Annotated in this window: 21 protein-coding genes; 2 read left to right on the top strand and 19 right to left on the bottom strand. The window is 42.7% G+C overall.

All coding sequences use genetic code 11. The features are described 5' to 3' along the window. Window positions 1–17 precede the first annotated feature (17 nt). The 16 genes from F9Y84_RS14180 to F9Y84_RS14110 form a co-directional block, all read right to left on the bottom strand. A complete protein-coding gene (locus tag F9Y84_RS14180) occupies window positions 18–920 on the bottom strand; it encodes an SMP-30/gluconolactonase/LRE family protein (protein WP_147389929.1) in 903 nt (300 codons plus the stop codon). A gap of 11 nt (window positions 921–931) precedes the next feature. Continuing rightward, complete coding sequence (locus tag F9Y84_RS22230) at window positions 932–1,192, bottom strand: hypothetical protein (protein WP_225740831.1); 261 nt, start codon at window positions 1,190–1,192, stop codon at window positions 932–934. An 84-nt stretch (window positions 1,193–1,276) separates the two neighbouring features. Further along, window positions 1,277–3,322, bottom strand: coding sequence for a family 20 glycosylhydrolase (locus tag F9Y84_RS14175; protein WP_225740830.1), 2,046 nt, complete (start codon window positions 3,320–3,322; stop codon window positions 1,277–1,279). Then, window positions 3,306–4,286 carry a sugar kinase gene (locus F9Y84_RS14170; RefSeq protein ID WP_147389930.1) on the bottom strand — a complete coding sequence of 327 codons (981 nt, stop codon included), beginning with the start codon at window positions 4,284–4,286 and terminating at the stop codon, window positions 3,306–3,308. Before F9Y84_RS14170 ends, F9Y84_RS14175 begins: the two co-directional genes overlap by 17 nt. Beyond that, entirely contained in the window at window positions 4,283–5,710 is a 1,428-nt protein-coding gene (locus F9Y84_RS14165) for a sodium:solute symporter family protein (protein ID WP_225740829.1), read from the bottom strand. Before F9Y84_RS14165 ends, F9Y84_RS14170 begins: the two co-directional genes overlap by 4 nt. Before the next feature lie 31 nt (window positions 5,711–5,741). Beyond that, complete coding sequence (locus F9Y84_RS14160) at window positions 5,742–6,134, bottom strand: RidA family protein (RefSeq protein WP_147389932.1); 393 nt, start codon at window positions 6,132–6,134, stop codon at window positions 5,742–5,744. A 28-nt stretch (window positions 6,135–6,162) separates the two neighbouring features. Beyond that, window positions 6,163–7,623 carry an N-acyl-D-amino-acid deacylase family protein gene (locus F9Y84_RS14155; protein WP_147389933.1) on the bottom strand — a complete coding sequence of 487 codons (1,461 nt, stop codon included), beginning with the start codon at window positions 7,621–7,623 and terminating at the stop codon, window positions 6,163–6,165. Then, window positions 7,623–8,495: a MurR/RpiR family transcriptional regulator gene (locus tag F9Y84_RS14150; RefSeq protein ID WP_147389934.1), complete on the bottom strand. Its 873-nt coding sequence runs from the start codon at window positions 8,493–8,495 to the stop codon at window positions 7,623–7,625. The genes F9Y84_RS14155 and F9Y84_RS14150 overlap by 1 nt, the downstream gene beginning before the upstream one ends. A gap of 62 nt (window positions 8,496–8,557) precedes the next feature. Next, window positions 8,558–9,775 (bottom strand): alanine racemase, encoded by a 1,218-nt coding sequence (locus F9Y84_RS14145; protein ID WP_225740828.1) that lies wholly within the window; start codon window positions 9,773–9,775, stop codon window positions 8,558–8,560. A 56-nt stretch (window positions 9,776–9,831) separates the two neighbouring features. Continuing rightward, window positions 9,832–13,050: a TonB-dependent receptor gene (locus F9Y84_RS14140; RefSeq protein ID WP_147389936.1), complete on the bottom strand. Its 3,219-nt coding sequence runs from the start codon at window positions 13,048–13,050 to the stop codon at window positions 9,832–9,834. Window positions 13,051–13,777: 727 nt separating this feature from the next. Next, window positions 13,778–14,191 (bottom strand): alternative ribosome rescue aminoacyl-tRNA hydrolase ArfB, encoded by a 414-nt coding sequence (gene arfB, locus F9Y84_RS14135; protein WP_125252563.1) that lies wholly within the window; start codon window positions 14,189–14,191, stop codon window positions 13,778–13,780. An 88-nt stretch (window positions 14,192–14,279) separates the two neighbouring features. Next, window positions 14,280–15,488, bottom strand: a complete 1,209-nt coding sequence (locus F9Y84_RS14130) for an ABC transporter permease (RefSeq protein ID WP_147390717.1) — start codon at window positions 15,486–15,488, stop codon at window positions 14,280–14,282. Window positions 15,489–15,498: 10 nt separating this feature from the next. Beyond that, window positions 15,499–16,830 carry an ABC transporter permease gene (locus F9Y84_RS14125; RefSeq protein ID WP_147390718.1) on the bottom strand — a complete coding sequence of 444 codons (1,332 nt, stop codon included), beginning with the start codon at window positions 16,828–16,830 and terminating at the stop codon, window positions 15,499–15,501. A gap of 9 nt (window positions 16,831–16,839) precedes the next feature. Continuing rightward, entirely contained in the window at window positions 16,840–17,529 is a 690-nt protein-coding gene (locus F9Y84_RS14120; protein ID WP_125252560.1) for an ABC transporter ATP-binding protein, read from the bottom strand. 12 nt (window positions 17,530–17,541) lie between these two features. After that, window positions 17,542–18,813 carry an efflux RND transporter periplasmic adaptor subunit gene (locus F9Y84_RS14115; RefSeq protein WP_128731473.1) on the bottom strand — a complete coding sequence of 424 codons (1,272 nt, stop codon included), beginning with the start codon at window positions 18,811–18,813 and terminating at the stop codon, window positions 17,542–17,544. A 220-nt stretch (window positions 18,814–19,033) separates the two neighbouring features. Continuing rightward, entirely contained in the window at window positions 19,034–19,840 is an 807-nt protein-coding gene (locus tag F9Y84_RS14110) for a chromosome partitioning protein ParA (RefSeq protein ID WP_128731474.1), read from the bottom strand. 92 nt (window positions 19,841–19,932) lie between these two features. Between F9Y84_RS14110 and F9Y84_RS14105 the strand changes: the two genes are divergently transcribed. Beyond that, window positions 19,933–20,832 (top strand): response regulator, encoded by a 900-nt coding sequence (locus tag F9Y84_RS14105; RefSeq protein WP_128731475.1) that lies wholly within the window; start codon window positions 19,933–19,935, stop codon window positions 20,830–20,832. On the opposite strand, the gene F9Y84_RS14100 is transcribed toward F9Y84_RS14105, so the two are convergent. Continuing rightward, window positions 20,824–21,267 (bottom strand): hypothetical protein, encoded by a 444-nt coding sequence (locus F9Y84_RS14100; protein ID WP_128731476.1) that lies wholly within the window; start codon window positions 21,265–21,267, stop codon window positions 20,824–20,826. The two genes, F9Y84_RS14105 and F9Y84_RS14100, sit on opposite strands and share 9 nt — an antisense overlap. Before the next feature lie 347 nt (window positions 21,268–21,614). Beyond that, complete coding sequence (locus F9Y84_RS14095) at window positions 21,615–21,854, bottom strand: hypothetical protein (protein ID WP_225740826.1); 240 nt, start codon at window positions 21,852–21,854, stop codon at window positions 21,615–21,617. Between the two features lie 207 nt (window positions 21,855–22,061). Between F9Y84_RS14095 and nhaR the strand changes: the two genes are divergently transcribed. Next, on the top strand, window positions 22,062–22,952 hold the full coding sequence (nhaR, locus tag F9Y84_RS14090; RefSeq protein WP_128731477.1) for a transcriptional activator NhaR: 891 nt from the start codon (window positions 22,062–22,064) through the stop codon (window positions 22,950–22,952). A gap of 12 nt (window positions 22,953–22,964) precedes the next feature. On the opposite strand, the gene F9Y84_RS14085 is transcribed toward nhaR, so the two are convergent. Then, complete coding sequence (locus F9Y84_RS14085) at window positions 22,965–23,678, bottom strand: LytR/AlgR family response regulator transcription factor (RefSeq protein WP_147390719.1); 714 nt, start codon at window positions 23,676–23,678, stop codon at window positions 22,965–22,967. Between the last annotated feature and the right edge of the window lie 251 nt (window positions 23,679–23,929).

Here is a 23,929-nt window from a genome sequence, read left to right as displayed (position 1 = left end):
TATTACTCTAAGCTCGGTTAATACCTTCCACGACCTGCAAACTCAACTTCGACCATCTCAATGGCACCGCGTTTTTGCATCGTAATAAATAAACGCTTGCCATTGTTACCGCCAAAAGCAACATTGGTTGGGTGTTTGCCTGTCAATTTAATTTCTTTAAGTAATTCACCCTCTGGTGAGACTACAGCAATAACACCTGCACCGTAACGAGCAATGTAGAGATTGCCTTGGTTATCTGCACGCATGCCATCCAAACCAAAATCATTAAACGTAATCAATAGTTTCTTGTTACTGATATCGCCTTGTTCATCTATATCATAGCGCCACACTTTGCGTTGCACGCTTTCGTTCACGTATAGGGTTTTATTATCAGGACTGACTTCTATGCCATTGGTCGTCCCCATACCCGCTTCGAGTAAAGTTACTTCTCCTGTCGTGTTTATACGCCATAAATTCCCGCTGCTGGCTTGCCAGTTTGGATCACTGGCAAACAGAATGCCATTATCCATAATCGCAAGATCATTCGGTTGGTTCATGCCATCATGGTGTGCAAATACACTCACAAATTCTGATAAATCACCGCCTTGTTTGAGCGCGCTACTGGTGACTTTCAGAATATTGTGGTTGATGTAATCAGCAATATACATGTTCCCTTCTTTATCAAAACGAATACCATTACCAATAGAGCCATTTTTGAATGTCAGTAGCGTTTCTACTTGACCCTTTGCCGTTACCTTGCCAATACTTCCTTGTTGTTGATAGTTCACCGCATACAACACTCCTGCGCTGTCAACCGCGGGGCCTTCAATACCTTGCGTAAACACGCCATCAACGATCCAGTCCTCGGTATCTGCATTTGTATTGGCTATCACACCGCCACTGCTTTGTAGTAACAAAAAGCTCAACAAAATTTTTTTCATGATGTTCCTATTCAATGCTTATTTACTGATTGGCAATGAAGATAGAGCGTTCGCATCGGATAAATACCTGTAATGACGATTTCATCCGTCAAGCTCTGTAATGCCAATAACTGTTGATTTAAGTTGGAAGTTTGTGAAGGTTGTAAAGCCCCTTTACACACCTCCAGCACGTGTTGGCTAAGCTCAATCAATTGCAATACCTTGAGCGTAGTTGCGTGTACTTCAGTCAGTTCTGGGCGATGCCGTAATAAGCTTGCATCCTGTAGCTTCATTTGCCAGTGTTGTAACTGCTTCTCAATTTGGATTAATGCAGCTACATCTCCTGCAATAAACCGTTCAACTAATTGGTCAAGTTCTCAGACTTGGCGACTTTCAACGCCAAGATAGTCAACAAACCGATTGAGTGGTGCTCTTTGATGATATTCGTCCTGTAAAAATTTAATATGATGACGTGTGTAGTAGTGACTTGGCTCAACAATCTGTGCAATATGGGTAAGTAACTCAAGTGTTTTAATACGCTCTGACTCACCTAGTGTTGTGCTAATTAGTGAGTTAAAACCCAAGCGCTGTTGCACTTTATGCTTAAGCCCAATAACGCGATGCGAAAAGTCACTAATATGCTCGAGCCGTAAATACATGGCGTCGCTATCAGTGAAGCTTTGTGCAGACCATAAACGTTCAGCGATAACAAAAAGCCGTGGCCAAATTCTGACATCAAGATTATGCTCAGTAACCATTTCGCTCCAAATTGTCGCTTCTCCCCCTAAAATCAGGGCATGATTATCACGACTAAGTGAGGCCGACACATTTACAGGGGCAGGGTTACTTATGCTTGCAATAGTCAGAGGGTAGCGGCTGTTACCTATCATGACTGCACCGCTGTTTATGGTTCGGTTAAACTCAAATTGTAGTGGCCCCATCCAGCTGTCCATCGTCGCGATAAATTGCTGTGTCTCATGTGTGATTGGTTTATCCGTTTTAACCAATTGGTGCAGATTGCTATTTAGCTTGAGCAGCACCTGCTCACCCAACACCACCAACTCTCCTTCAATTGCGCTGCCTTTTAAGCGTGGAACAGTAAAGGCAAGACTCATCACACGTGGCTGTGTGAGGTTAATTTGCGGTTTTTCTGGTAACGGATCGTTACGGTAGTGGAATGACGAATACTGGGGTTGATCGATATAAAAACCCGTTGACAATATGCCTGCATACCCAGCTTTTGCTACTGTATTTAACGAGTCATGACCGCGCCACGACTGTACTAAAATATCTTTAGGCAGTGCGGGGTGAAAAATTTCATCCCACCCCATCATCGTTCGCTGATATTTGGCGATTAGCTTTTGTACACGTATATTAAAGTAGTTTTGAAGATCATGGCCGTTTTTTAACTGATGCTGCAACATCATCGCCTGTATTTCACTATTTTCAAGCCAATGCGCAGGCTCAACTTCATCACCGCCAATGTGAAGGTAACTATCAGGAAATAAACTCACCATTTCAGCCAGTAAGTTATCAATAAATACATACACTTCAGGGTTAGCAATATTGAGTAACGGTTTGAAAACGCCCCAGTGGCGTTCCATCTCATACGATTTAACCTTGGCCATTAACTTAGGATACGCCACGGCTATAGCGCTCGCATGACCAGGCATGCCAAATTCGGGCACCACGCGAATACCTAAAAGGCTCGCGTACTCAATTACTTCCTTAACTTCAGATTGGCGGTAATAGAGCCCATCAGAGGCCATTTTGGTTAGCTTCGGGAACACCTTGCTTTCTATACGCCAACCTTGGTCGTCAGTTAAATGCCAATGTAATACATTCAGTTTTGCAGCAGCCATGCCATCAAGTTGGCGCTTTATAGTTGCAATTGGCATAAAGTGACGAACGCTATCAATCAGCAGGCCTCGCCAAGTAAAGCGCGGAGCATCTGAAATACTGGTATAGGGAAACGACAGCGGGTTGAGAGGATCCCCCGTCGCCAGTTGCAGTATGCTTGAGATGCCGTGTTGCGCCCCAAAAACTGATGTTGCCAATAGGGTTATCCCATTTTTATCTATGTTTAGCGTGTAGTCTTCTGGCATCCCCAGTTGAGGCATGTTTAATTGGGTTTCAGCCTGTTTTACACGAATAGTTAAATCTGCTTTCTCCCCCTCAACAACGCGTAAAGCAATAGGCTTTCCTGCAATACGCTCAAAGTATTGCGCTACTCTAGCAAGCTGAAACGCTTTTCTCTGTGATCCAAAACCATGAACTGCTATTTTTACTTCGCTGTTGAGCGTGAGTGTGCCTGTGCCCATTTCGATTTGTTTTGGCATCGGCATAAGTGGCAGTGGCGCTGCCGCTACTGCAAATATGGGTAACAATATGCTAAATAGGATAATACTAAAGGGCATTTTCATAATGACATTCCTGCGTCTCTAGGCTCGGTAGTAAGTGCTCAGGGATCAGCGCACCGTGATGTTGAATAACCTTAGCCGCCACTCGGTGAGCAAAACGCGCAGCTGAACGCAACTCAGTGCCTAACAGCCACTGTGCCATAAACCCACCAGCAAATGCGTCTCCAGCGCCACAGGTATCTAGAATAAACGCTGGCTTTATATGTTGCGCTGCAATATAAATGACTGGAGTATCATTAGAAGAAACCAATAGACATGGCTTTGCGCCTTGACGTATGACTAAAATTTGCGGCTGCATGCTTCGTTGTTGGTGCAAAGATATAATGTCATTGACGCCTTGCGTGCCGTATACGGCATATTCATCCTCATCAGTCAAAAATGCAATATCTACTAGTGGCATCAGAGCCAAATAGCTCTGCTTTGCCTCAGAGCTAGGCCACAGCGCCTGGCGGTAATTATTATCAAAAAATATCATGCCACCGGCTTCTTTAAACATGGCTAATGCTTGGAATAAACATCGCCTTTGTGAATCACATAAAATGGCAAGACTTACCCCTGAGAGGTAAATCGCATCAACCTGTTTATCTTGTAGTGCTTGTATGAGGCGTTGCTGTCTATTGAAATACGCTTTTACTGGGCTTTTATCGCGGGCAAAGGTAAAGCGCCTTTCACCATTATCATCAAGAGATATCCAATATTCACCCAAACAACTTTCTGGTGTGACTATAATATAATCTTGATTAATATGAGCGGCTGATAGCATCGCGGTCAAATCAGCACTGGCACCGTCGGTGCCCAAAGCAGTAGCATAACTTACTGTGATTTCGTCATGTTTGACTTGTCTGAGTAATTGCGCCAAATACCAAGCGGTATTAAAAGTGTCGCCACCAAACGCAATCACCCCATCAGCATTGTGCTCCACCATACATTCACCAAAAAAGACTATCCGTTTTATCATTGACTTCATGAGGTTACTTTTACCTCTTCTGACAACTCGGCGTTTCTTGGTTTGGTCACTATGCTCGTCAATACCCCAAATAGTAGCGCACTACACAACGCCGGAATAATTGGGTTACCAAAAAAAGCCAACCAGCTGTTATTCGCCCCCACAAGCAGCGCAGCAATAAAACCAGCAAGTAAAGTGGCCAAACTGCCTTGCCAGGAATAGCTTTTCCAAAAGCGCCCTAATACTCCCATCACACAAAGCCCAGCCAATACAAGCGAAATCATCTTGGTGATATAGCTGATGATATTATTTGATAACACCGCAATAAATAATGCCAAAAAGACTGTAATTAACATGGCTATTTTTGATGTTAGTAGCAAGTTGCGCGGCGTAATATTACTTTTATACCACGCTAAATAGATGTCAGAGACCAATACACTCACACCAGCAATTGCATCTGAACTGGCACTCGACAGCGTTGCAGAAATCCCCGCCAGCAAAATTAAACCACCTATCAGTACGGGCATCGCCGTCAACGCTAAATAAGGAAAGGCAAACGCAGGGTTATCTAAATTCGCGTTCACGGCATAGGCTCCTATCCCTATCACCGCAGGAATAAGCGAAAACCCTAAATAAAGCACTCCTGAGATAAAAAATGATGTACGAATACTCGTTATACTTTTAGCCGAATAGATCCGCTGGCGAAACGAGGGGGTTGCTAAGACGCCAACCAGTACTGCAAGCGCCATGGAGATTGCTGGCAACATACCTATGTTTTGATATGAAAATAGCCCCGCATCTTTGGCAACCGTCACATTGGTTAAACTTTGCCAGCCGCCTACCACGTCAACAACAAAATAACTCATTAGCAAAAAGCCTGAGAATAAAATAATGGCTTGAATGGCATCCGTCCATACTACTGCAGAATACCCACCTAAGGTCACATAAACGGCAAGCCCTATCCCAATAATGAGCTTAGCACTGGTTTCATCAAGTCCTGTTAACCAAGCAAGGTACATGCCTCCACCAATTAAATGCGCCCCCAACCAACCAACGCTGGCGGCATAAATCAATATTGCTAGTATTTTTTTAACCATTTGATGGTTACAAACATAACTTGCCAACTCCTCACTCATCGTTGCAAAGCGCTCAGCCCTGACTGGAGCAAATAACCAGGCAAGTAATAAAACCCCCATTGCGCCACCAACTCCATAAAGCGTGCCTGCCCAGCCATGTTGATAAGCAAACCCTACCGCTCCCATCGATGAGCCAGTGCCAACCATAGTGGCAACGGTTGTACCTAATGTCAGTAATAGTGGTACTTTGCGCCCAGCCAATAAGTAGTCACTATTTGAACGTTGCCATCGCGATGTCAACCAGCTCACTATTATCATCACCGACAAGTACAACAGAAAAATAAGCAAATACATTTGCTGGTTATCCATCATCTCTTCCCTCTTATGCTGCTTTGTATGGCTACGCCTGTCGGTCTTTATAACAAGTAACGTCAACCTCTACTTTGCAATCCACGACCAAATCAGCCACCATACAGATCCGTGCAGGAGGGTGTGCTGAAAAGTATTCAGCAAAGACCTTATTAAAAGATTGGAAGTATCTTGCATCCGTTAATATCACCGACACATGAGTGACATGTTCAAGGCCATAGCCTGATTCAGTCATGATCGCGATGCAGTTTTCAATCGCTAGGCGTGACTGCTCAACGATCCCGCCTTCGACAACTTCCCCATCTCGCATCGGTGTTTGCCCTGAAACCTGAAGCCAACCACCAGCCTCAACTGCTCGTGCAAAGGGTAAATGTTGCCCTCCGGTTCCTGTACCGCCCTCAGCACCTATTCTTCTTATTGTCATATTAACCTCTTGATGATTTTAATGAGTTTTAACGATTTAAAAATCGCCCTGCACGACCAAATTCGCAGATGTTATCTAGTGTCGTGCCTTCCACATAGCTAAGGGTACCGTTCACCCACACTTTCACTATCCCTGTCGCCAGTTGTTTTGGGTTGCTGTAGCTTGCTCGATCTAACACCCGCTTGGGATCAAACAAAACCAGATCAGCAAAGTAACCCGTTTGTATACTGCCACGTTGTTTTAACTTAAAGCGGGCAGCTGGCAGCGCTGTCATTTTATGGATGGCCAATGCCAGCGGCAGCGACTTTTGCTCTCTACAATAATGTCCAAGTACTCGGGGAAACGTCCCCCAAAGCCTTGGATGAGGATGAGGATCGCAGGGTAAGCCGTCAGAGCCAACCATACTGTGCTCGTAACTTAGAAATTGCCGCACATCATCTTCCAACATACAATGATACACCGCCCCTGCGGGTTGCAGACGTTTTGCGGCGTCAAGTTGCGATACTTGCCAATGCAAGGCTATGTCTGCCAAGCTCTGCTGTGCCAGCTCAGGGTACGGCTCAGACCAAGTAATAAAAATATCCGTATCACCTGTCACTTGATTTAGATCTAAAGTGCTAGCGCTTGCGGCATAAGGATAACAATCACAGCTTATTTGATGGGTTTGCCGATGTTGCTCAAAATGGGCTAAAACTTCAGGCGCTCTTCCCCAATTTTCTTGGCCTGCACACTTAATATGTGAAATAACTAGCGGTAACTTGGCATGCTGAGCTGTAGAAAACGCCTCATCCATTGCCCGCAGCACCCCCTGAAACTCTGTACGCAGATGTGTGGTATAGATGCCACCAAATGGTGTAACAACCTCGGCCAGTGCGTTGACTTCGGCTTTATCTGCCCCTTTGGCATTATAGTAAGCAAGCCCAGTGCTAAGACCTATTGCCCCTTGCATCATTGCCTTGTGCAATAAGTCTTTCATCTGATTAATTTCTTGTATCGTGGCAGCGTGAGATAGGTCATCCATTACCTGCGCCCTTAGTGTGGTATGTCCAACTAGCATGGCCAAATTCACACTTGGCGCAGCTTCACTGAAAGCCCGCTGATAATCTTTTAGTTCACAGTAGACAAACTCAGCGCCTTCACCTAGAAGATTAATTGGGTCTACGGGTGTAGAAGTTGGACTATAAGGCACGGCACTGATCCCGCAGTTTCCAGCAATAACCGTAGTCACACCTTGACTTACCTTGCTTAGCATGTGCGGCGCTCGCAGTACCTCAAGATCATCATGAGTATGTACATCAATGAAACCGGGTGCCAACACTAATCCCATGGCATCAATATACTCTCTTGCAATAACATGAGCACAATCACCGAAAGCAACAATTTTATCTCCATCAATGGCAACATCGACTATTTGCGCCTCTGAGTGTGGCGTAAAGTAAACCGTTGCACGCTGAATAAGAGTATCCACATAGTTGGAAGCGCCAGTCATTAATCCCCCAATGGAAAACGTTTATCAGCAGGTGGTGAGTTACTACTTTTATCTCTATGTTGATCTAGCTGAGTCTTTAATCGTCTGAGCTTTTCCCTTGAGCGCTTTTGGTTACGAATAGCAACTTCGCTTGATAGAATATCTACCGCAGCCATCATGACATAACGTGCCGCGCTCGGTTTGAAGATATAATCACTTTCTTGGGTTTTGATTGGTAAATGGTGATCAGCTATATTCGCTAAATCACCGTTCGGACAAATTGTGATAATTTGCGCACCATATTCTTTCGCTATCAAGGCGGCATCTCTCACATCAGGAGAGACACCACTTAGCGATAAACAAATCACCACATCTCCTTTGTTTACCGTCGCAGCAACCATGCGCATCATCATCGGGTCGCAATGGGCATTACTGAGCACGTCTAAACGAAATAATCGATTTTGACACTCTTGTGCCATCAAACTACTGCCACCGCCAACACCAAAGATGAGGCAATGACGTGTCGCACAAATTATCTCACTGGCTTGCTCTACCGTTGCTTCGTCGATTAATCCAGCATTGAGGGTCAAAATCTCTTGGATCGAGGTATAAACCTGAGAGATTTTTGCTTTTTCGATAGGCTCAGCACTCGTAAAGCGCTCTCCAATTGCCGCTGATTGCGTAAGCTTAAATTTAAGGTCACGTACGTTATGACACCCTAAACTACGTGCAAGGCGTGTAATACTGGCATGACTCACCTGTGCTTTTTCTGCTAACTCACCAATAGTAGCGCTCGCTGCAAAGGTCAATTCAGCCAAAATCAACCGTGCGACTTTCTCTTCAGCCGGACTAAAATGACCCAAACCTTCTTTAATTTTGCTAATAATATCCACTACGTCGCCTTATACCATTTGTCTTAATACTTACTCAATTTGAAGGAGTAATTGGGTATTAATTAAAAATAGGTTGAAATAGTATGAGTGATCACCCAGTCCTGCTCAACGACGCCAATTTCCCGCCATTTATCGAAAGTAAGGCAAGGGTGGGATGTTGAAAAACAAATCATATCGCCCACTACCACTTCACATTCAGACTGCACACTGACCAGCGCATGTTGATCCATGATTTTTTCCACTTTAAGCGCGCCATTTATCTCTCGGAGCTGCTTTGCGTGTACAGAATACATCAGCTCAGAGGTTGGCATGCCAGCATCAAAAGCCACATCTCTTTTGCCCAGTCCAACGATTATCATGTTCGGCTCAGGTGTAGAAAGTACGTATGCCCAAATGCTTAAACTTGACTGCAAACTATCACCGATATCGCATGCAAGCTGGGATCGCGACAATACCGCATGTTGAGCATCCTGATAGATACCAGTATCGTGAATTAGGTAGCAACCCGGGCGCAGTACCAACTGAAATTGCTCAGCATATGGACTTTGATTAAAAGTACTTGCCACAACATCGTACCATGCAGAGCCTGCGCCCGAGATGATAGGCAAGGCCTCTGAAAACACACCTTGCTGCTGTAATCTCTTCGCCGTTTTCATCACCGCATCAACAAATTGCTGGATTTGCTCCTTGGCATCATCGCCATGGATCACTCCTTCATAAAATCCAATGCCTGCAATATTTAAATAAGGATAAACTTGGCATGCTTCAGCTAGCTCCCCTAACGTCTTAAGATCACGCCAACCAGCACGCCCTCCCATCACACCCACTTCCAATAAAATGGAAAGGCGCACCGAGCATGTACTAAAAAAGGCTCCAAGTGCTTGGGCATTGTCAATAGAGTCCACAAAACAATAGAGTTCAACGTCAGTATCACGGAGCATGTTTGCAACTTGTTTAAAGTGGTACACACCGACAAGTTGGTTTGCCAAGATCACCCGCTGCACTTTGGCAGCGACGGCCACAGATAGCTGCGCTACTGTGGCTACGGTAATAGCCCACGCACCATGGGCTATTTGCAATCCAAATAACGCTGGAGACATTGTTGTTTTACCATGAGGAGCCAAAAGAGCTCCACTTACTTGGGTAAACTGTGCCATCCAATGGGCATTATGGGTTATTGCCTGCTGCCTAACTACCGCAACAGGCAAACTGACTTCTTCAGCCAAAATATCCCATCCGCTACCGTTTAACTTGTCTAGATCTCCAGAGCCCTTTGTCATTACTCTCTTCATTGAGTTAGCTTCCTACTTAGCTCATACCAATCCAGGCCACAGCGTTAAAAAGTGGCACGTACACTTAAAGCAAAGCGTCTGTCGGTGGTGAAGTTGAGCGCTTGTGTCTTAGTTCCACTCTGATCCATTTGATATTTAGTTTTGGTCTCTGTGTCCAAAATATTGCTAGCCTCAAAGCCAACTTTCCAATTATCGTTAATGGTGTAGTAGAGACTTGCATCTACCATCGCTGACGCCTCTGCGTATGCTGGTACATACTCTTCAGACTCTCTGAGTGTTAATAAATATTCTGAGCGCCATGTGTAAGCAAGACGAAATGAGATGTCTTCATATTCGTACATGCCAATGAGATTGAAGTTTTGATCTGAGTATCCTTGTAGCGGCAAACCACTAAAAACCCTAAACGTATTACGGTTATCATCTAGCGGGTTGCCATCTTCGTCAAACCCTAGCGTGCCTTTCGATATTTCGTTTGGATCTTCCAAACCGTTTTGGTCGATATAAGTGAAATTAAATTGTAGTCCTAGACCGCTCCACGCCCCCGGTAACATGTCGTAAAATTGCGAGTAAGAAAACTCTACCCCTTTGATAGTACCTGAGCCAGTATTGGCAGGGCCATAGGCTGATACATTGTATTCTTCACTGCCATAGGACACATCAAGGTCGAACGCTCGGTCACGAATAATGTTATCTAACTTTTTGTGGAACAGCCCCAAAGTCACGTATCCTGCGGAAGCAAAATACCACTCAGTGGTTAAATCTGTATTAATCGCTTCTTCAGGTTCAATATTTGGATTACCAGAAAGCGCCGTCAGGTTAATATCATCCAGCCCGATAATAGGATTTGTGACCTCATCGTAATCTGCACCAGGCGTCTGTAGCACAGGTACATAATCCAAGTTAAGAATACTAATATTTCTTGCTGCTACTAGGCTTGGATAATACAACGCTTTTGACGCACCAAAGCGCACTACTACATCTTCGGACACGCCAAAACTAAGGTTTAAACTGGGTAACACTGCGCTGTAGTCAGTACCATCCACCGTACTCAGTTCCGACTCACCTCCAGCAATGTCGTAATACCGCTTGTATTGCGGTTGCTGCATCACGTTATTTAATGAACTGCCCTCTGCTCCTCGCTTAATTAATGCTGGTTGAACCAATGCACCTGTTGACTCCAACTGATAGTTTACGTAACGCAGGCCAACATTACCGACAACTGGAATACCTTGAAACTCAATGTCAAAGTCACCGCGAACATAAAACTCTGTGCGCTTCTCGTTTGTTGCACTGATATTATAGGCAGCAAAAGGTCCCTCTACTCGATTAGGTTTATCTTCATAAGGAACATAAGTGCCAGAACATACCCCATTATTTTCCGCACTAATGGTGGCATTATGCCAGCCCTCACGACACCCTTGGCGTAAAGATGCCGCATAATTCTTTACCAGCTCCATTCGAGGAAATAAAAAGTCATTGACCGTACCCATGAGTACTTTCCCATCGTAATAATCTGAAAAGTCAACACGTTCAAATAACTCAGGACGATTAACAGCAGCTGCCGCATTACGATCATCTTGGATCCATGGTGTTCCAATGGCAGACCAGCCTTCATAGGCGGTATCACGAACGGTTAAGTCTTTATCTGACATATAAAAACCTGAACTTACACTGGTAAAGTGACCATCAAGTTCATATTTAAAATCTAATTTAAAGCTATCTGACTCTGCCGTATTTCGCTCAACCTGCTCCATGCCACTGCCTAAAAAGACGTTAGGCACAGGTCCGTTCCAATCTTCATTCGGTGACCAGCCAGCAGTGAGCAGGTTATCACTTAGAAACTCTACGGTAGGTCTTGAACCACGCATATCTAGGAAGTAAGGCGCAACAACATGAACATGATTGCCTCGGGTCTGTCCTGACATACTGTAATTTTGTACGTCTTTATCAGAGTCGATGCGTTGATAGTCAAACTCTACCGTTAACCTGTCTATTGGCTTTAGGGTTAACTTAAATGAGGTGTCTTTGACTGTATTTTCATTATAGTTCCAGCGGCTACGGTAAAAAAATGGAGTTTCTGGACTCACACCTAACGCAATGCCCGATGTCACAAAGCCACCTTCGGTGGTAAGTGGGAAGCCATTTTCCACATCGTCCATCCAATTTTGTGACGAGCCCATATAACTTTTAAATCCTTGCGCCGCTTGGCCTATTTGACGTTCATTCCATTCAAGCGATGCCTCAGAATAAATATGCTCTATGGTTGCAACAATGGTTTCATCAGCGTTTGCCCACTGTAGCGATGACGTAACACCTGTTCTTTTGCGGTCATTCGTCGCAGTGCTCATATGTATAGCGACAGGCACATGCCAAACGCTACCTTCAGGTTGCCCAGGCAAAGCGGGGCCATCTACAGGAGATGAGGGGTCAACGCCTATTATGCCACCCCATTGATCTAAGGTAGGAACAAAGGAATCCCCTCGGGAGTGGAAATTACCTAAGCCAACACCATCGCCTCGAGTTTGATATTCTGATGTAGAAGCCGCAATAAGAAACCCAAATTTGCCCCCATTGGTTTCCCAACTATCTGAGAAAAGTGCAGAAAATGAGGGAGTTACTTCATCTCTAAAATCGCCATAGTTCGCTTTTGCATTAAAGGAAATAAGCTGCTCATCAGAGTCAAATGGTTTACGTGTAATGAGGTTTACCGTGCCGGATATACCACCGGAGATCAGATCCGCAGTTTGGTTTTTAACCACTTCTACCGCACCGAGTAGCTCGGCAGGAAAATCTTCATAACTTAACCCTCCTGAGGGATTGGCACTAAAAGCATCTCTGCCATTCACCTCAGATCGAACTCTATCCAAACCCCGAACCAATACGCCAGTACCTTCATCAGCATAATGCTTAGGGTCATCTGATGATGCAAATCGCTCTATGGTCACACCGGGAACTCGTTGTAATGCCTCTGTCACTGATTTATCGGGTAATGCACCAATATCTGAAGCTGTGATTACATCCTTTACGGTGTCAGCAAAACGCTTGATGTTTTGCGCACTATTAATGCTACCTCGGATCCCACGCACTTCGATAACTTCAATAGCTTCGTTTTGCGACCCAATACTGACATCGCTGTCATTTTTTGCCGCAGTTTCAGCGAGAACCCAAAAAGGAGTAAGTCCAAATAATATGGAGGATACAGCGACACTCAACTTACTACGCTTTGGGTTGTGTTTACCAATATCAGTGACTAGGTTTGACATTTTATTGTTCCTTTTCTTTTTTTAAACCAGTAGCAGAGCCGTTATTAATATTGCGACTCTGAGAAACTTAAAACTGCGGTACGTGCTACCAAGGCTGCGCAGCGAGTGTTACTTACTAACACAAAAAATAAATCTTATTGTTACTTTTTAACATTTCAGTGCAAAAAGTAAACTGCTGTTTTGTATTAATATAGGAAAAAATCTCTATCACATTGAAAAATAAAAGGTTAAAATTAATTACAAATTAACAGCGATAGAATAACAATCGAGCCTTTAAAGCCAAAAGATCTCTACTTATACCAATTTGACTTAATACTTGCTCAATTTGAAGGAGTAAATCTGACGCTAACAGCGTTAAAAATTTCTTTTTAGAACAACTAAATAGCAAAATTTTTGCCTTGCCTACACAAAGGTAGGTACCTTGGCGATAGCAGGACGCGGTAGCGGGGTTATCGACAAGGTTTTCTTCCCTCAAAATAGGCCACTTAATTAAGAAAATTGGTATTAAATTTAGAACGCTTAAACAATGGTGAAAAGTTTGAGGACGTTTTTACATTTTAAATCGGTTGCTAGAGAGGCATTGATTATCTGAAACTTAGACAGTTTAAGGCTTGGGTGAGGAGTGCACTAACTCACGATATACAAAATGAATAAACATAAAAACCAGTCTTTATTGAGAGCAAACTTTCAAAGGTCGAGATAGAATTGGCTCTGGTGAGCCTTTACCTCACCAGTTTACCGAGCCTCTTAACGCTTTGGTTTGACCGCGTTTGGTTTTTTGATTCAATCGCTTTTTTTGAGCACTTTTTGTTGGTTTAGTGGCTCTACGGGCTTTCTCAACTTTAGTTGCTTCTAGAATAAGCGCTTTAAGCCTCGCCAAGGCATCTTCTTTATTCAGCTCTTGGGTTCGAAAGCTCTGGGCTTTTAATACAATTACGCCTTCTTTGGTGATCCTTGAGTCTTTTAGCGCAAGTAAGCGTTCTTTGTAAAAAGCGGGCAAAGTAGAGCGATTCACATCAAACCTCAAATGAATGGCACTAGACACCTTATTGACATTTTGACCACCAGCGCCTTGAGCTCGAATAGCTGTAATGTCTATCTCCCAAGGGGCAAGCGTAACGTTATTTGAGATTTTAAGCATAATATTTTCAAGCCTCCATGCTGTATTCTAGCAAAATCATGAGGGTCGTAATATATAGCTCGTCACTTTATACCTATCTAGCCAACAATCAAGCAGCACGAGTTGCTATTGCCGGTGGTACTTTAGAAGCTGTCGTTGCTGGGTAGTAGACAGCTAGTTGGCCTGCAATAACCATGACAATGGCACCGCTAATTAAGTAATCACTTGGCACACTCGTTAGCCCAAAATAATTGACCAAATAGATGTTTGCAATAATAGCAACAATTGTACCGAGCAATACACCAAGTAATGATACAACTGCGTTTTCAATCATAAAATAACGCAGAATATCACCTTGTGTCGCACCTAGCGCTCTACGCGTACCTATTTGCTTTTTGCGCTTTAATACTGTGTATCGTGCTTGGCCAAAAATGCCCAAAATAGTCACGCATGCTAGTGCCGCTATCACCACTTTTAGGGTTTGGGATACCGCATAGTCAGCTTGCAAATTCTCGGCTTTTATCTGTTCGAATGACTTAAAGTTATCCACTTGCCTTGCTGGCTTTTTGAATAAAAGCTGATGCACTTCGCTCATCGCTTGCTCTCTTTGGCTCTCCACGGCTCTGACTACAATAATACTTTGCTCATAATGCTCTTTTACTGAACTGATCACAGCCATATCATACGCATACCAGAACCGCCATGGAGATTTCATAGTCTCGACGATACCAACGACTTTTTGAGGTACAGATTGTACGTATATGGTTTCACCAACCACACTACTCCAATCATTAGGGCGAATTTTATAAGCAAGGTCTTGCGAGATCAGCACGCTTGCTGATGCTGTATGGCCATCAAAATATTTGTGCACCACATCGTTATGCTGCAAGCTTCTTCCTGCAACAACCCTAAGCCCGAGCGTATCAACCACCGTTTCATCCGACCCATAATACCCTGCATGCGTGACTCTATCTTCATCCTCTGGAGTTAAGCCAACCGCAAGCGAGCGACCCCAATTGGTCAGTGGTAAACTGGTGATGGTACTTGCGCTCTCAACACTGGCCAGCGCTTGAATATCAGCTAAATCGGTATCTAATGCTGCGTGTTTTTCTTCGTCACTTCCCTCAAGATTTGTGCTGAAACTAAATAGCTGACTCTCACTTAATCCTGTTGGCTGAATTAGCTCATTTTCTTTTGTTACCATCATAAAAATGGCATTCACTAGAATGGTAAAAGTTAAGGCTATCTGAAGTATCAGCAGCAAAGGAGAGACTTTATTTTTTCTAAAGGTTTTTAAAATTGGTAGTAAGTCTTTCATATATAGGCTCCTATAGGCTTTTCAGCTGACTAGATGGTTGCACCTTTGCTGCATGCAAAATAGGTAACAAGCCAAAAGCCATCGCGCTAGTAATAGCCAATACAATAGTCATCACCACAATACCAAATGTCATTTCTAACATTTCGGCATATAGATGACTATAGAGCTGAGCCGTTACCACCAAACCAAATTGTGCCAGCAACAACCCTAAACCACCGCCAAGCAGTCCCACAATGCAAGTCTCGATGGAAAATTGCGCGACAATATCTTGTTTAGATGCACCAACAGCCCTGCGTAAACCAACCTCACCTGTCTTAGTGTGAAATTTTGCTACCATCATCGCCATGCAGTTGAGTAAACATACACCAAGAAACGCAAACGCAAGCCATAGTGCTATATTGCCGTCCTCTTTCTGTACTTTTCTATCAACTAGATCTTCTTTGACGTTGAACAACTGATGTAGTGGCTCGCGAAGAAAACGTCCGTACTCTCGCTGCTCCATCGAGTAGCGGTGCAAAAAATCAAGGTAGCGACTTCGATCCGCCTCAGACGCTAGCTCCACCCAATATGAAACCCACACACATTCTGATGCTAATATTGCTGAAAAAGAATCGTCAGATGGTTCTTTCCAGCATAAGAATGAGACGTCTGAACTTGTCCACAACTCATTATTAATTTGAGTATTAAATGGAATAATAATATCTCTTGGTTTGTTATATGCTCTCACTCGATAGTCAAAAAACTTTGGAATAGGATACCAATCATCAGTCACACCAACTATTTGATAAGAGGATTCACCAATAAGTAAAGACTTACCAACTGAGTTTTCTCCAAGGAACAGCTTGTCATTCAACTCTTGGCTAATCACTGCAACTTGTAATCCTTCTTTATCAGCAACTTCATCCCATGCCCCGCCAAATTTAAACGGTACATCAAACATGCTGAACATATCGCGATATGCACTTCTGATGGCAGTCATTTTTGCTTCAGTGACAGGTTGCGTAATGCCGCGAGTCATCATCTTAAAACTACCAAGTGGGGTCTGTCGCACACCTTGCTGAGCATTTTGCAAATTCATTGCATCTTGGTAAGTAAGAATCGTTGGAGGGACTTCCTTACCTTTGGCAATATTAAATGGCTTATCTGGTCCAAAGCTATTCAGACGAACATTAAATAATTTTTCACTCTTGGAAGGGATCGGGTCTTTCGCCAGCAAATAGCTTACCGTATACGTCGTCATTGCAGCGCCAATGCCAATAGCAATAGTGATAATCATTAAGAAGGACAAAAACGGCGTCTTTTTTAAAGAGATAAACGCTAATTTAAGATAATATCCAAGCATAGTTATTCCTTACGCTATCGCTTTTTCAATTCTCTTACCTTCGCTCAATATACCATCGCGGATCTCAATAACCCGCTGTGCTCTGGCTGCTTGATTAGGGTCATGGGTAACCATCACAATACTGGTGCCTTGGGCATTAATATCTTCAAGTAATGCCATGATCCCTTCTGCCATTTTGCTATCTAAGTTACCCGTTGGTTCATCTGCTAACAAAAATGATGGTTTACCTGCAATTGCCCGTGCTATCGCAACCCGCTGCTGTTGCCCACCAGATAACTGTGCTGGGTAGTGATCCCTGCGCGATGCCAGCCCCACTTTCCCAAGCGCATCCATAATACGTTCATGGCGCTCTTTTGAAGATAATTTACGGTAACGTAGCGGCATATCTACATTGTCATAGAGAGTTAGCTCTGGAATTAAGTTAAAGCTCTGAAATATAAATCCTACTTTTTCATTTCTCAGCTTTGATTTTGCTTTATCACTTAAGTGTTCAACATTAACGCCATCGAGCTCATAACTTCCCTCACAAAAATCTTCCAATAGCCCTGTAATATTCAAGAAGGTGGTTTTACCTGAACCAGAAGGGCCTATTATTGCCACAAACTCACCCTGCTCAATTGTAAGGTCAAATGGCTGTAACGCTTGAGTTTTTATGGTGTCAGTATGATAAGCTTTTGAGAGATGACGCATCGACAGCATAGTGCTAATCCTTTATTGAATAATTTTCACACTAGGGGCATCTTTAAAAATCCGAGCATCTGACGTAATGACCTGATCTCCGACATTCAACCCCGAGAGCACTTCAACCTGACCAATACTTCTCAATCCTATCCGTATTGGTGTTTTAATCGCCGTGTTTTCCTTTACCACATATGCAAACTGGCCATTATATGCTTCTAAATACTGCCCATGCGGCAGATAAGCAATATTCTGTTTTTGTTCTATTATAATGCGGCTGGTTAATCTTTGATTTTGCCGAAGCCCTTGAATAGCACCTTCTTTGAATCTGATTTTCCCAGCAACGCGACCGTTTTCTATTTCCGGGGAGATGGCAACAATTTCTCCCTCGTATAACTGACCGCTTAAGTTGATTTCAGCGAGCATCCCAAGCGCTAAATCGTCAGAGTAGCTCTCTGGTATTTGCACTTCGATTTCATATTTTGAAAGGTCTACTACACTTAGCAAAGGTTGATTTTTCGCGACAGAGTTCTTCTGCTCTACCGCTAAGTTGCCTATCAAGCCACTGACAGGTGACACTATCTTTAAAGCGTCAACTTGACGCTCCAACTCTGCCACTTTTACTTTTTGTGCTTCAAGCTCAAGTTCCTTAGTTCGGATCTCAAACTTTTGACTTTCTTTTTGTAAATCAACTTCTTTTAAAGCCAGAAGATACTCACGTTTAGCATTTTCCAGATCATCTTTCGCTTTTTGATAGTCAATATCACTTACAACTTGTGTTTTCAGACCGTCTTCTGAACGACGCATCTCTCGTTTTGCAGCATTGAGCACAACGGTTGCTTTGCCCAAATAATTCTCCTGCGCCAGCTCTTGCTTTTTAGCTTGAATGATCTGTCGCTGCAACTCGGTATCAAGCCGATTTAACTCAGCTTGATGCTGAGCAAATTCACTTTTTAGCTCTGGGCTATCAATCACAGCTAAAGTCTGTCCTTCAATCACACTATCGCCTGACTCAACCAAATAAGTCACCGTCCCCTCAGCAGGGCTATAGATAGTTGGACGCCTTGCGGCAACGACCTTACCCTGAACAGAAATATCGCGAACAAAGTCACCTTGCTTAACTGCTGAAATATGTATTTTGTCACTGGAAATTGCACTCTGACCACTAAGCCACTGACCAACAATCGGCTCCAGCAAAAAAAGAAACGCTACGATAAAAGCGCAGACTATGCCGATAACTATTTTATTTTTTTTAGGTTTTTCAACTACCGAGTCTTGTGCACTCGTATCGGGAATATAAGCCATGTATTAATCCTTTTACCAACACCTACGTACTTACAACACACAATCGCAAAGTTGCCATATAGCCCGCTTACAGCTTTGACATCGGCTCTATAACATGTTTATTTTTAAGACCTTTTTTAATGGCAATGTGTTATGTACCGACGGTAATTTAGGTAATCTAAGTTAGTAAACCTTACATAAACCCGAAGCAAAAGTCACGCATAATAAAACATTTTGTTAACTATTTAGTTTGATTTTTGACAACTTCTAAATATCTACTTTCTATGAATTTCTTTTCTTTGGATAGGTGCTCTAGCGCATCTCTTGTCTGCTCGAGTTCTTTTTGGATAGCTTGAAGTTTTGGACCGTCTTCAACTTCCTGCTCTTGAACCATCAATTGTTGGAGAGCTTGGCTTTGCTCTGCAATTTGCCTTTTATATTCATTAATAGTTTGAGCCATATCTTGGCGCTCTTTTTCAAAAGTAGCTACAAGCTGCTCTAGCTCCTGCTCAGCTCCCCCACCTGACGTTTTAGACGCTTCTAACTGCTGCTTAAGGGACTCATTTTCTTTTTGCAGTTCATCAGTCGACCTATAATGATCGTAAAGTTTTTGCCGAGTTTCTTTTAGTCTATCTAGGCTCTTGGCAAGGTCTCCCCTTAATTTTTTAATTAACCGATGGGATTTCACTAATTTGCTGTTGAGGTCGTCTATTTTAATTTGCTCTTCAGCTGTGATCTGTCCTTGTGTTGATAGGCGAAGTTCCGCAAGTTGCTGCTCCAGATTTACTTGCAAACTAGCAAGCTCATGAATCGTCTGCTGATTATCTTCCACAAACCTCATTGATTTATTAATTGCTTCTCTACAGTGCTGCAATAGATATTGTTGCTCCGCATTGGTACTACCATTAGCACCACTTGTCTTGGTAGCAAATAACCTAAACTCTCTTAGAATAAGTAATAGAATATAAAACCAAAAAGCTAATATTAGTAATCCAAAGTTTACCGCCAAGTATACGAGTACATCGGTAGGTAGTTTGTCAAATAGCATATCGGACACCTATTTATTTCTCTTATACATTTTAGTATTGGTTAAAAATCGTGCCTATAATAAATCTATATTTTTCAATAAAGTGGTTTTTTGTGAAGATATTGCTCGTAGACGATAGTGCTGCAACGCTGGAAATTATAAGTCGCGGCTTGGCGCGCTTTAGATATCGTAAACTGTTGATTAAAAAGGCTCAGAGTGCAAAAGAAGCATTAAAAATTATAGGTGCTTGGCAACCTGACATTGTACTTACCGACTGGCACATGCCAGATATTTCTGGGTTGGCATTAGTTAAGGCGATAAAACAAAAACGACTCGATATAACCATGGCGATGGTAACCACCGTAGACGACCAAGCGCAAATTAAGCTCGCCTTAGATTACGGTGCTGAGTTTGTGTTATCTAAACCTTTTGCAGATGACGACCTGCACAACAAAATAATGCCACTGGTTATCGCCGCGGAAGAAAACAACAAAACAAGACAGATCCATACACTGCATAAGGGAATCCCACTTCCACAAGTCGGTCAATTAGAAAAGCTAATGAATAAGCATATTGACTCTGAACTAAGACTCTATCAAATTATGAAAATGGAATATGATGCTGACAACTTACCTTGCATGATGGTGGCATACGAAGATCCCAGCAGCCAAAAAGTACGCGCTATCGGTGTTTTTGATGTTTATGCTATCTGTGTATTAGCAGCCTCGGCAGGGCAATTATCGGATCAAGCGGGTTACCAAGCAGTCCATCAGCAACAAATTACCGATGATATACTTAGCGCTTGCCATTCTGCCTTAAACTCAACGTCATACGCTTTTTTAGATAGTATTACCAGAAGAAGCTTACGGGTAAAAACCTTACAACTGGTTTCTAAACCATTTCCCAAACTTAAACGCTTATACAAAACAGCTGACAACATGAGAATAGACTTATGTTGTCAGCGTCCCAACATGGCTCAAGGTAAAATATTATTGGTAGGGTTACTAGGCTAGCGCTTTTAACAAAATGCCAGGGTCAGTGATCCCCGCTTCTTTAAGCGCATCTTGGATGTTTTTCGTTAGTTCAATCACCTGATTCTGCATCGCCATGATGTATTCAAGCTTTTGTGTCACTAATTCAGCTTTCATTTCTTCGGGATATGAATCGCTCGCTTTGAGTTTATCTAGCAATTCTTGTTCTTCTTTTATTTTCTCTCTCAACTCTTCAAGCTTTTCAACCATTTTTTGAATATGTTCAGGTAAGGCAGCTTCATCTTGCTCCTTTTTCGCTTCTTCTCCAGATAATTTAGCCATTTCCTCTTCTGATAACCGAACGGGCTGGGCTTGACTGGGTTGTTCTGCTTGAGATGACTTTTCAGTGTCTGGATCAAGTACCTTTTCAGGTATTGCAGAGCGCGCGGGACTGTGAATTAAAAAATTAACACTCATTGTTACTGACCGATATGATTTCCTTGAGTATATATTATCGGTAATTATTCTGAGATCTTTAGAAAAAAAAATAGTTGACTTTTACCTTACTAACAAATTAAAACTTGCTTCAAAAAATTGAAGGAATTAAACGGTGAGAACTTTATTCCTTCTCACAAAACAAAATATGTCGTTGGAGGCTCAGGTTCAGTCGGTTGCAATCACCGTTCAGAATTCAAGCAAAGTTGCTGGATAAAGTAAGTATCTGAGGTAAATGCGGGATTAATTTAGCATCCCGCGTGCTACAAAAAATTGCGTGGCATCCTTGCCACTGCAAGTGCTTGGGAACGGAATAACTTAATCTTGGGCTAGCGACTAAGTTTAAAATAATTCTCTTTCAGTATTTTTTTACTATTCTGGAGTGCGCGAGTGAGCGCTTGTAACAAGGTTTTTCCCTTCGCTTTTACCTTTAACGTCGGTAGTCCCGGCAGCAACAGTTCTACGTGACACAGCGTAAAGTTACCTGTATGACCTTGCTGTTCGACTTTTACATTCACCTTGCGTATATTCTTTGTGTAGCTGTGTAACGCACTATTTATGAGTTTCATAAATGCTACTTTGTTTGATGCCGCTATTGGTTCATTGACACCTATCAGGTTTAATTTCATTGTTACCTCAGTCCACCAAATCAACTATCCATCACAAAACGTCAAGTTCAATAACGAACACTTGCGCTGTATGCCTAAATCTACTAATGTTCAAAAAAAGATAAAAGCTGATTATATCTAACTAAGCATAAGGTTTTTACGAACAGTATGAATATTAATTTCAACCATCTTTATTATTTTTGGCAGGTCAGTAACGAAGGTAGTATCGCGGGTGCAAGTAAAGTGCTACACCTCACACCGCAAACGATTAGTGCCCAACTATCAAGCCTAGAAGAAAGATTAGGAAAACCCTTGTTTATCAGAGAAGGGAGAGGGCTCAGATTGACGGATTTTGGTATTTTAACCAAACAATACGCAGATGACATGTTTTCAATAGCAAAAGAATGGCTAGAAACGACCCAAGATGGTGCAGCGGCTATGCACAGAACGTTGAAAGTAGGTATCTCAGATGCAATTCCAAAATCGCTTGTGTCAAAATGGCTCGCACCATTAATTGAAAATGAACAAGTTGCCAACCTCCACTGTATTGATGGTCAACAGTCAGAGCTATTAGCGCAAATGGCTACACATAAGCTTGATATTGTACTTGCTGACAAACCACTAGACAGTCACTTACCGTTTAAAGTTTTCTGTCATGAGATTGGCAAGAGTCAAATCGGCCTTTATGGCTCTGCTGCAATTTGCGAGCGGCTCCGTGAAAATTACCCTTTTTCTTTACAAGCACAGTCTATCATACTACCCGCGAAAAACAGCCCTGTGACCAACTCTATTCAATACTGGTTGCAAGATCAGAATATCGAAGTCAAAGTATCGGGTCATGTTGACGATAGTGCGCTAATGAAGGCTCTAGGCCAGCAAGGTTTTGGCATTTTTCCAGCGCCGCTTTCTATCAAGGCAGAATTGCAACGTCACTATGGCGTAACACTGCTAGGTACGATAGAAAACACCTTTCAAAACTATTACGCGTTTACCCCTGATAGACTGGTAAAAGACTCAATATTTAGCGAATTTGTTCATTTTGCAAAAGGTGTTAGCTAACCGTAATGTCTGCTAACTATTCACCTGCAGCAATGCCGCTAAGTTTTGCCTATAACGTCTAGATAGATGGAGCAAGTCACCATTTTCTAATATGACATCATAATCACCATTGTCTCGCGTCTTTAGCTCTGTAATGGCGTTTAAATTGACTAAAGACGACTTATGGATCCTTGAAAAGCCGTAGGTTTTTAAGTTTTTTTCCATCGCAGACATGGTATCACGGTGTAAAATGGAGCGCTGCCGATTGAGCATATGTAATTCAACATAATTCCCAGCCCCACCAACCCAGGCTAACTCCTCTACTTTGATTACGTGGATATGACCTGAATCTTTTACTATCAATCGCTTGGCTGGTAGGTAGTGATTTTCTGACTCGCTTGATACTTGCATCAATGCAGCGTAGGTGAGGTTAGCTATCAAGGAGTCCTGTTTTGTCTGGCCTTTAAATGTCAGTTCAGACTGGCTTTTTAAGCTGGTATTTACACCAAATTTAATCGTAGGTATTTCAACTCCCTGCTCAGTCAACACCAACAACATGTCTGACGCTTCTATTCCAGAGTCAAACAGAAAGCAGCTTATTTCACCCCCTCTTATTGTTTCGATAATATCAACAACATCATTATAATATACAAACCGAGAGCTAATATCGGAACTCTTTAATCTTGTACTCATTTCAGCCCCAAGCTCAGATATACTGGAGGGCATCAAAATTGTCATACTTTTCATCTGGCACCTTATATACGCAAAACCGAGTAAAATAAGATACGTTTCCTTATATCTCACGTCACAAATATTAACATATTATTGTTATAAATTGTCATAATGTAATATGCAAATAAATTTTGATCTTTTTTTTCTCGCCTGTTGTCACTACTTTCCTTCACCTTGTGGATCTCAGCTAGCATAATCTGAACTTCCATCATAGCCTCGACCTGATACTAATAAGCCTTTGTAATGAGTTTGCAAGCTCAACAGAG

The organism is Pseudoalteromonas peptidolytica, from assembly GCF_012641745.1.
GTDB lineage: Bacteria > Pseudomonadota > Gammaproteobacteria > Enterobacterales > Alteromonadaceae > Pseudoalteromonas > Pseudoalteromonas peptidolytica.
Note: the sequence above shows the minus strand (reverse complement) of the source record. Positions and strands in the feature narration are given on the sequence as shown.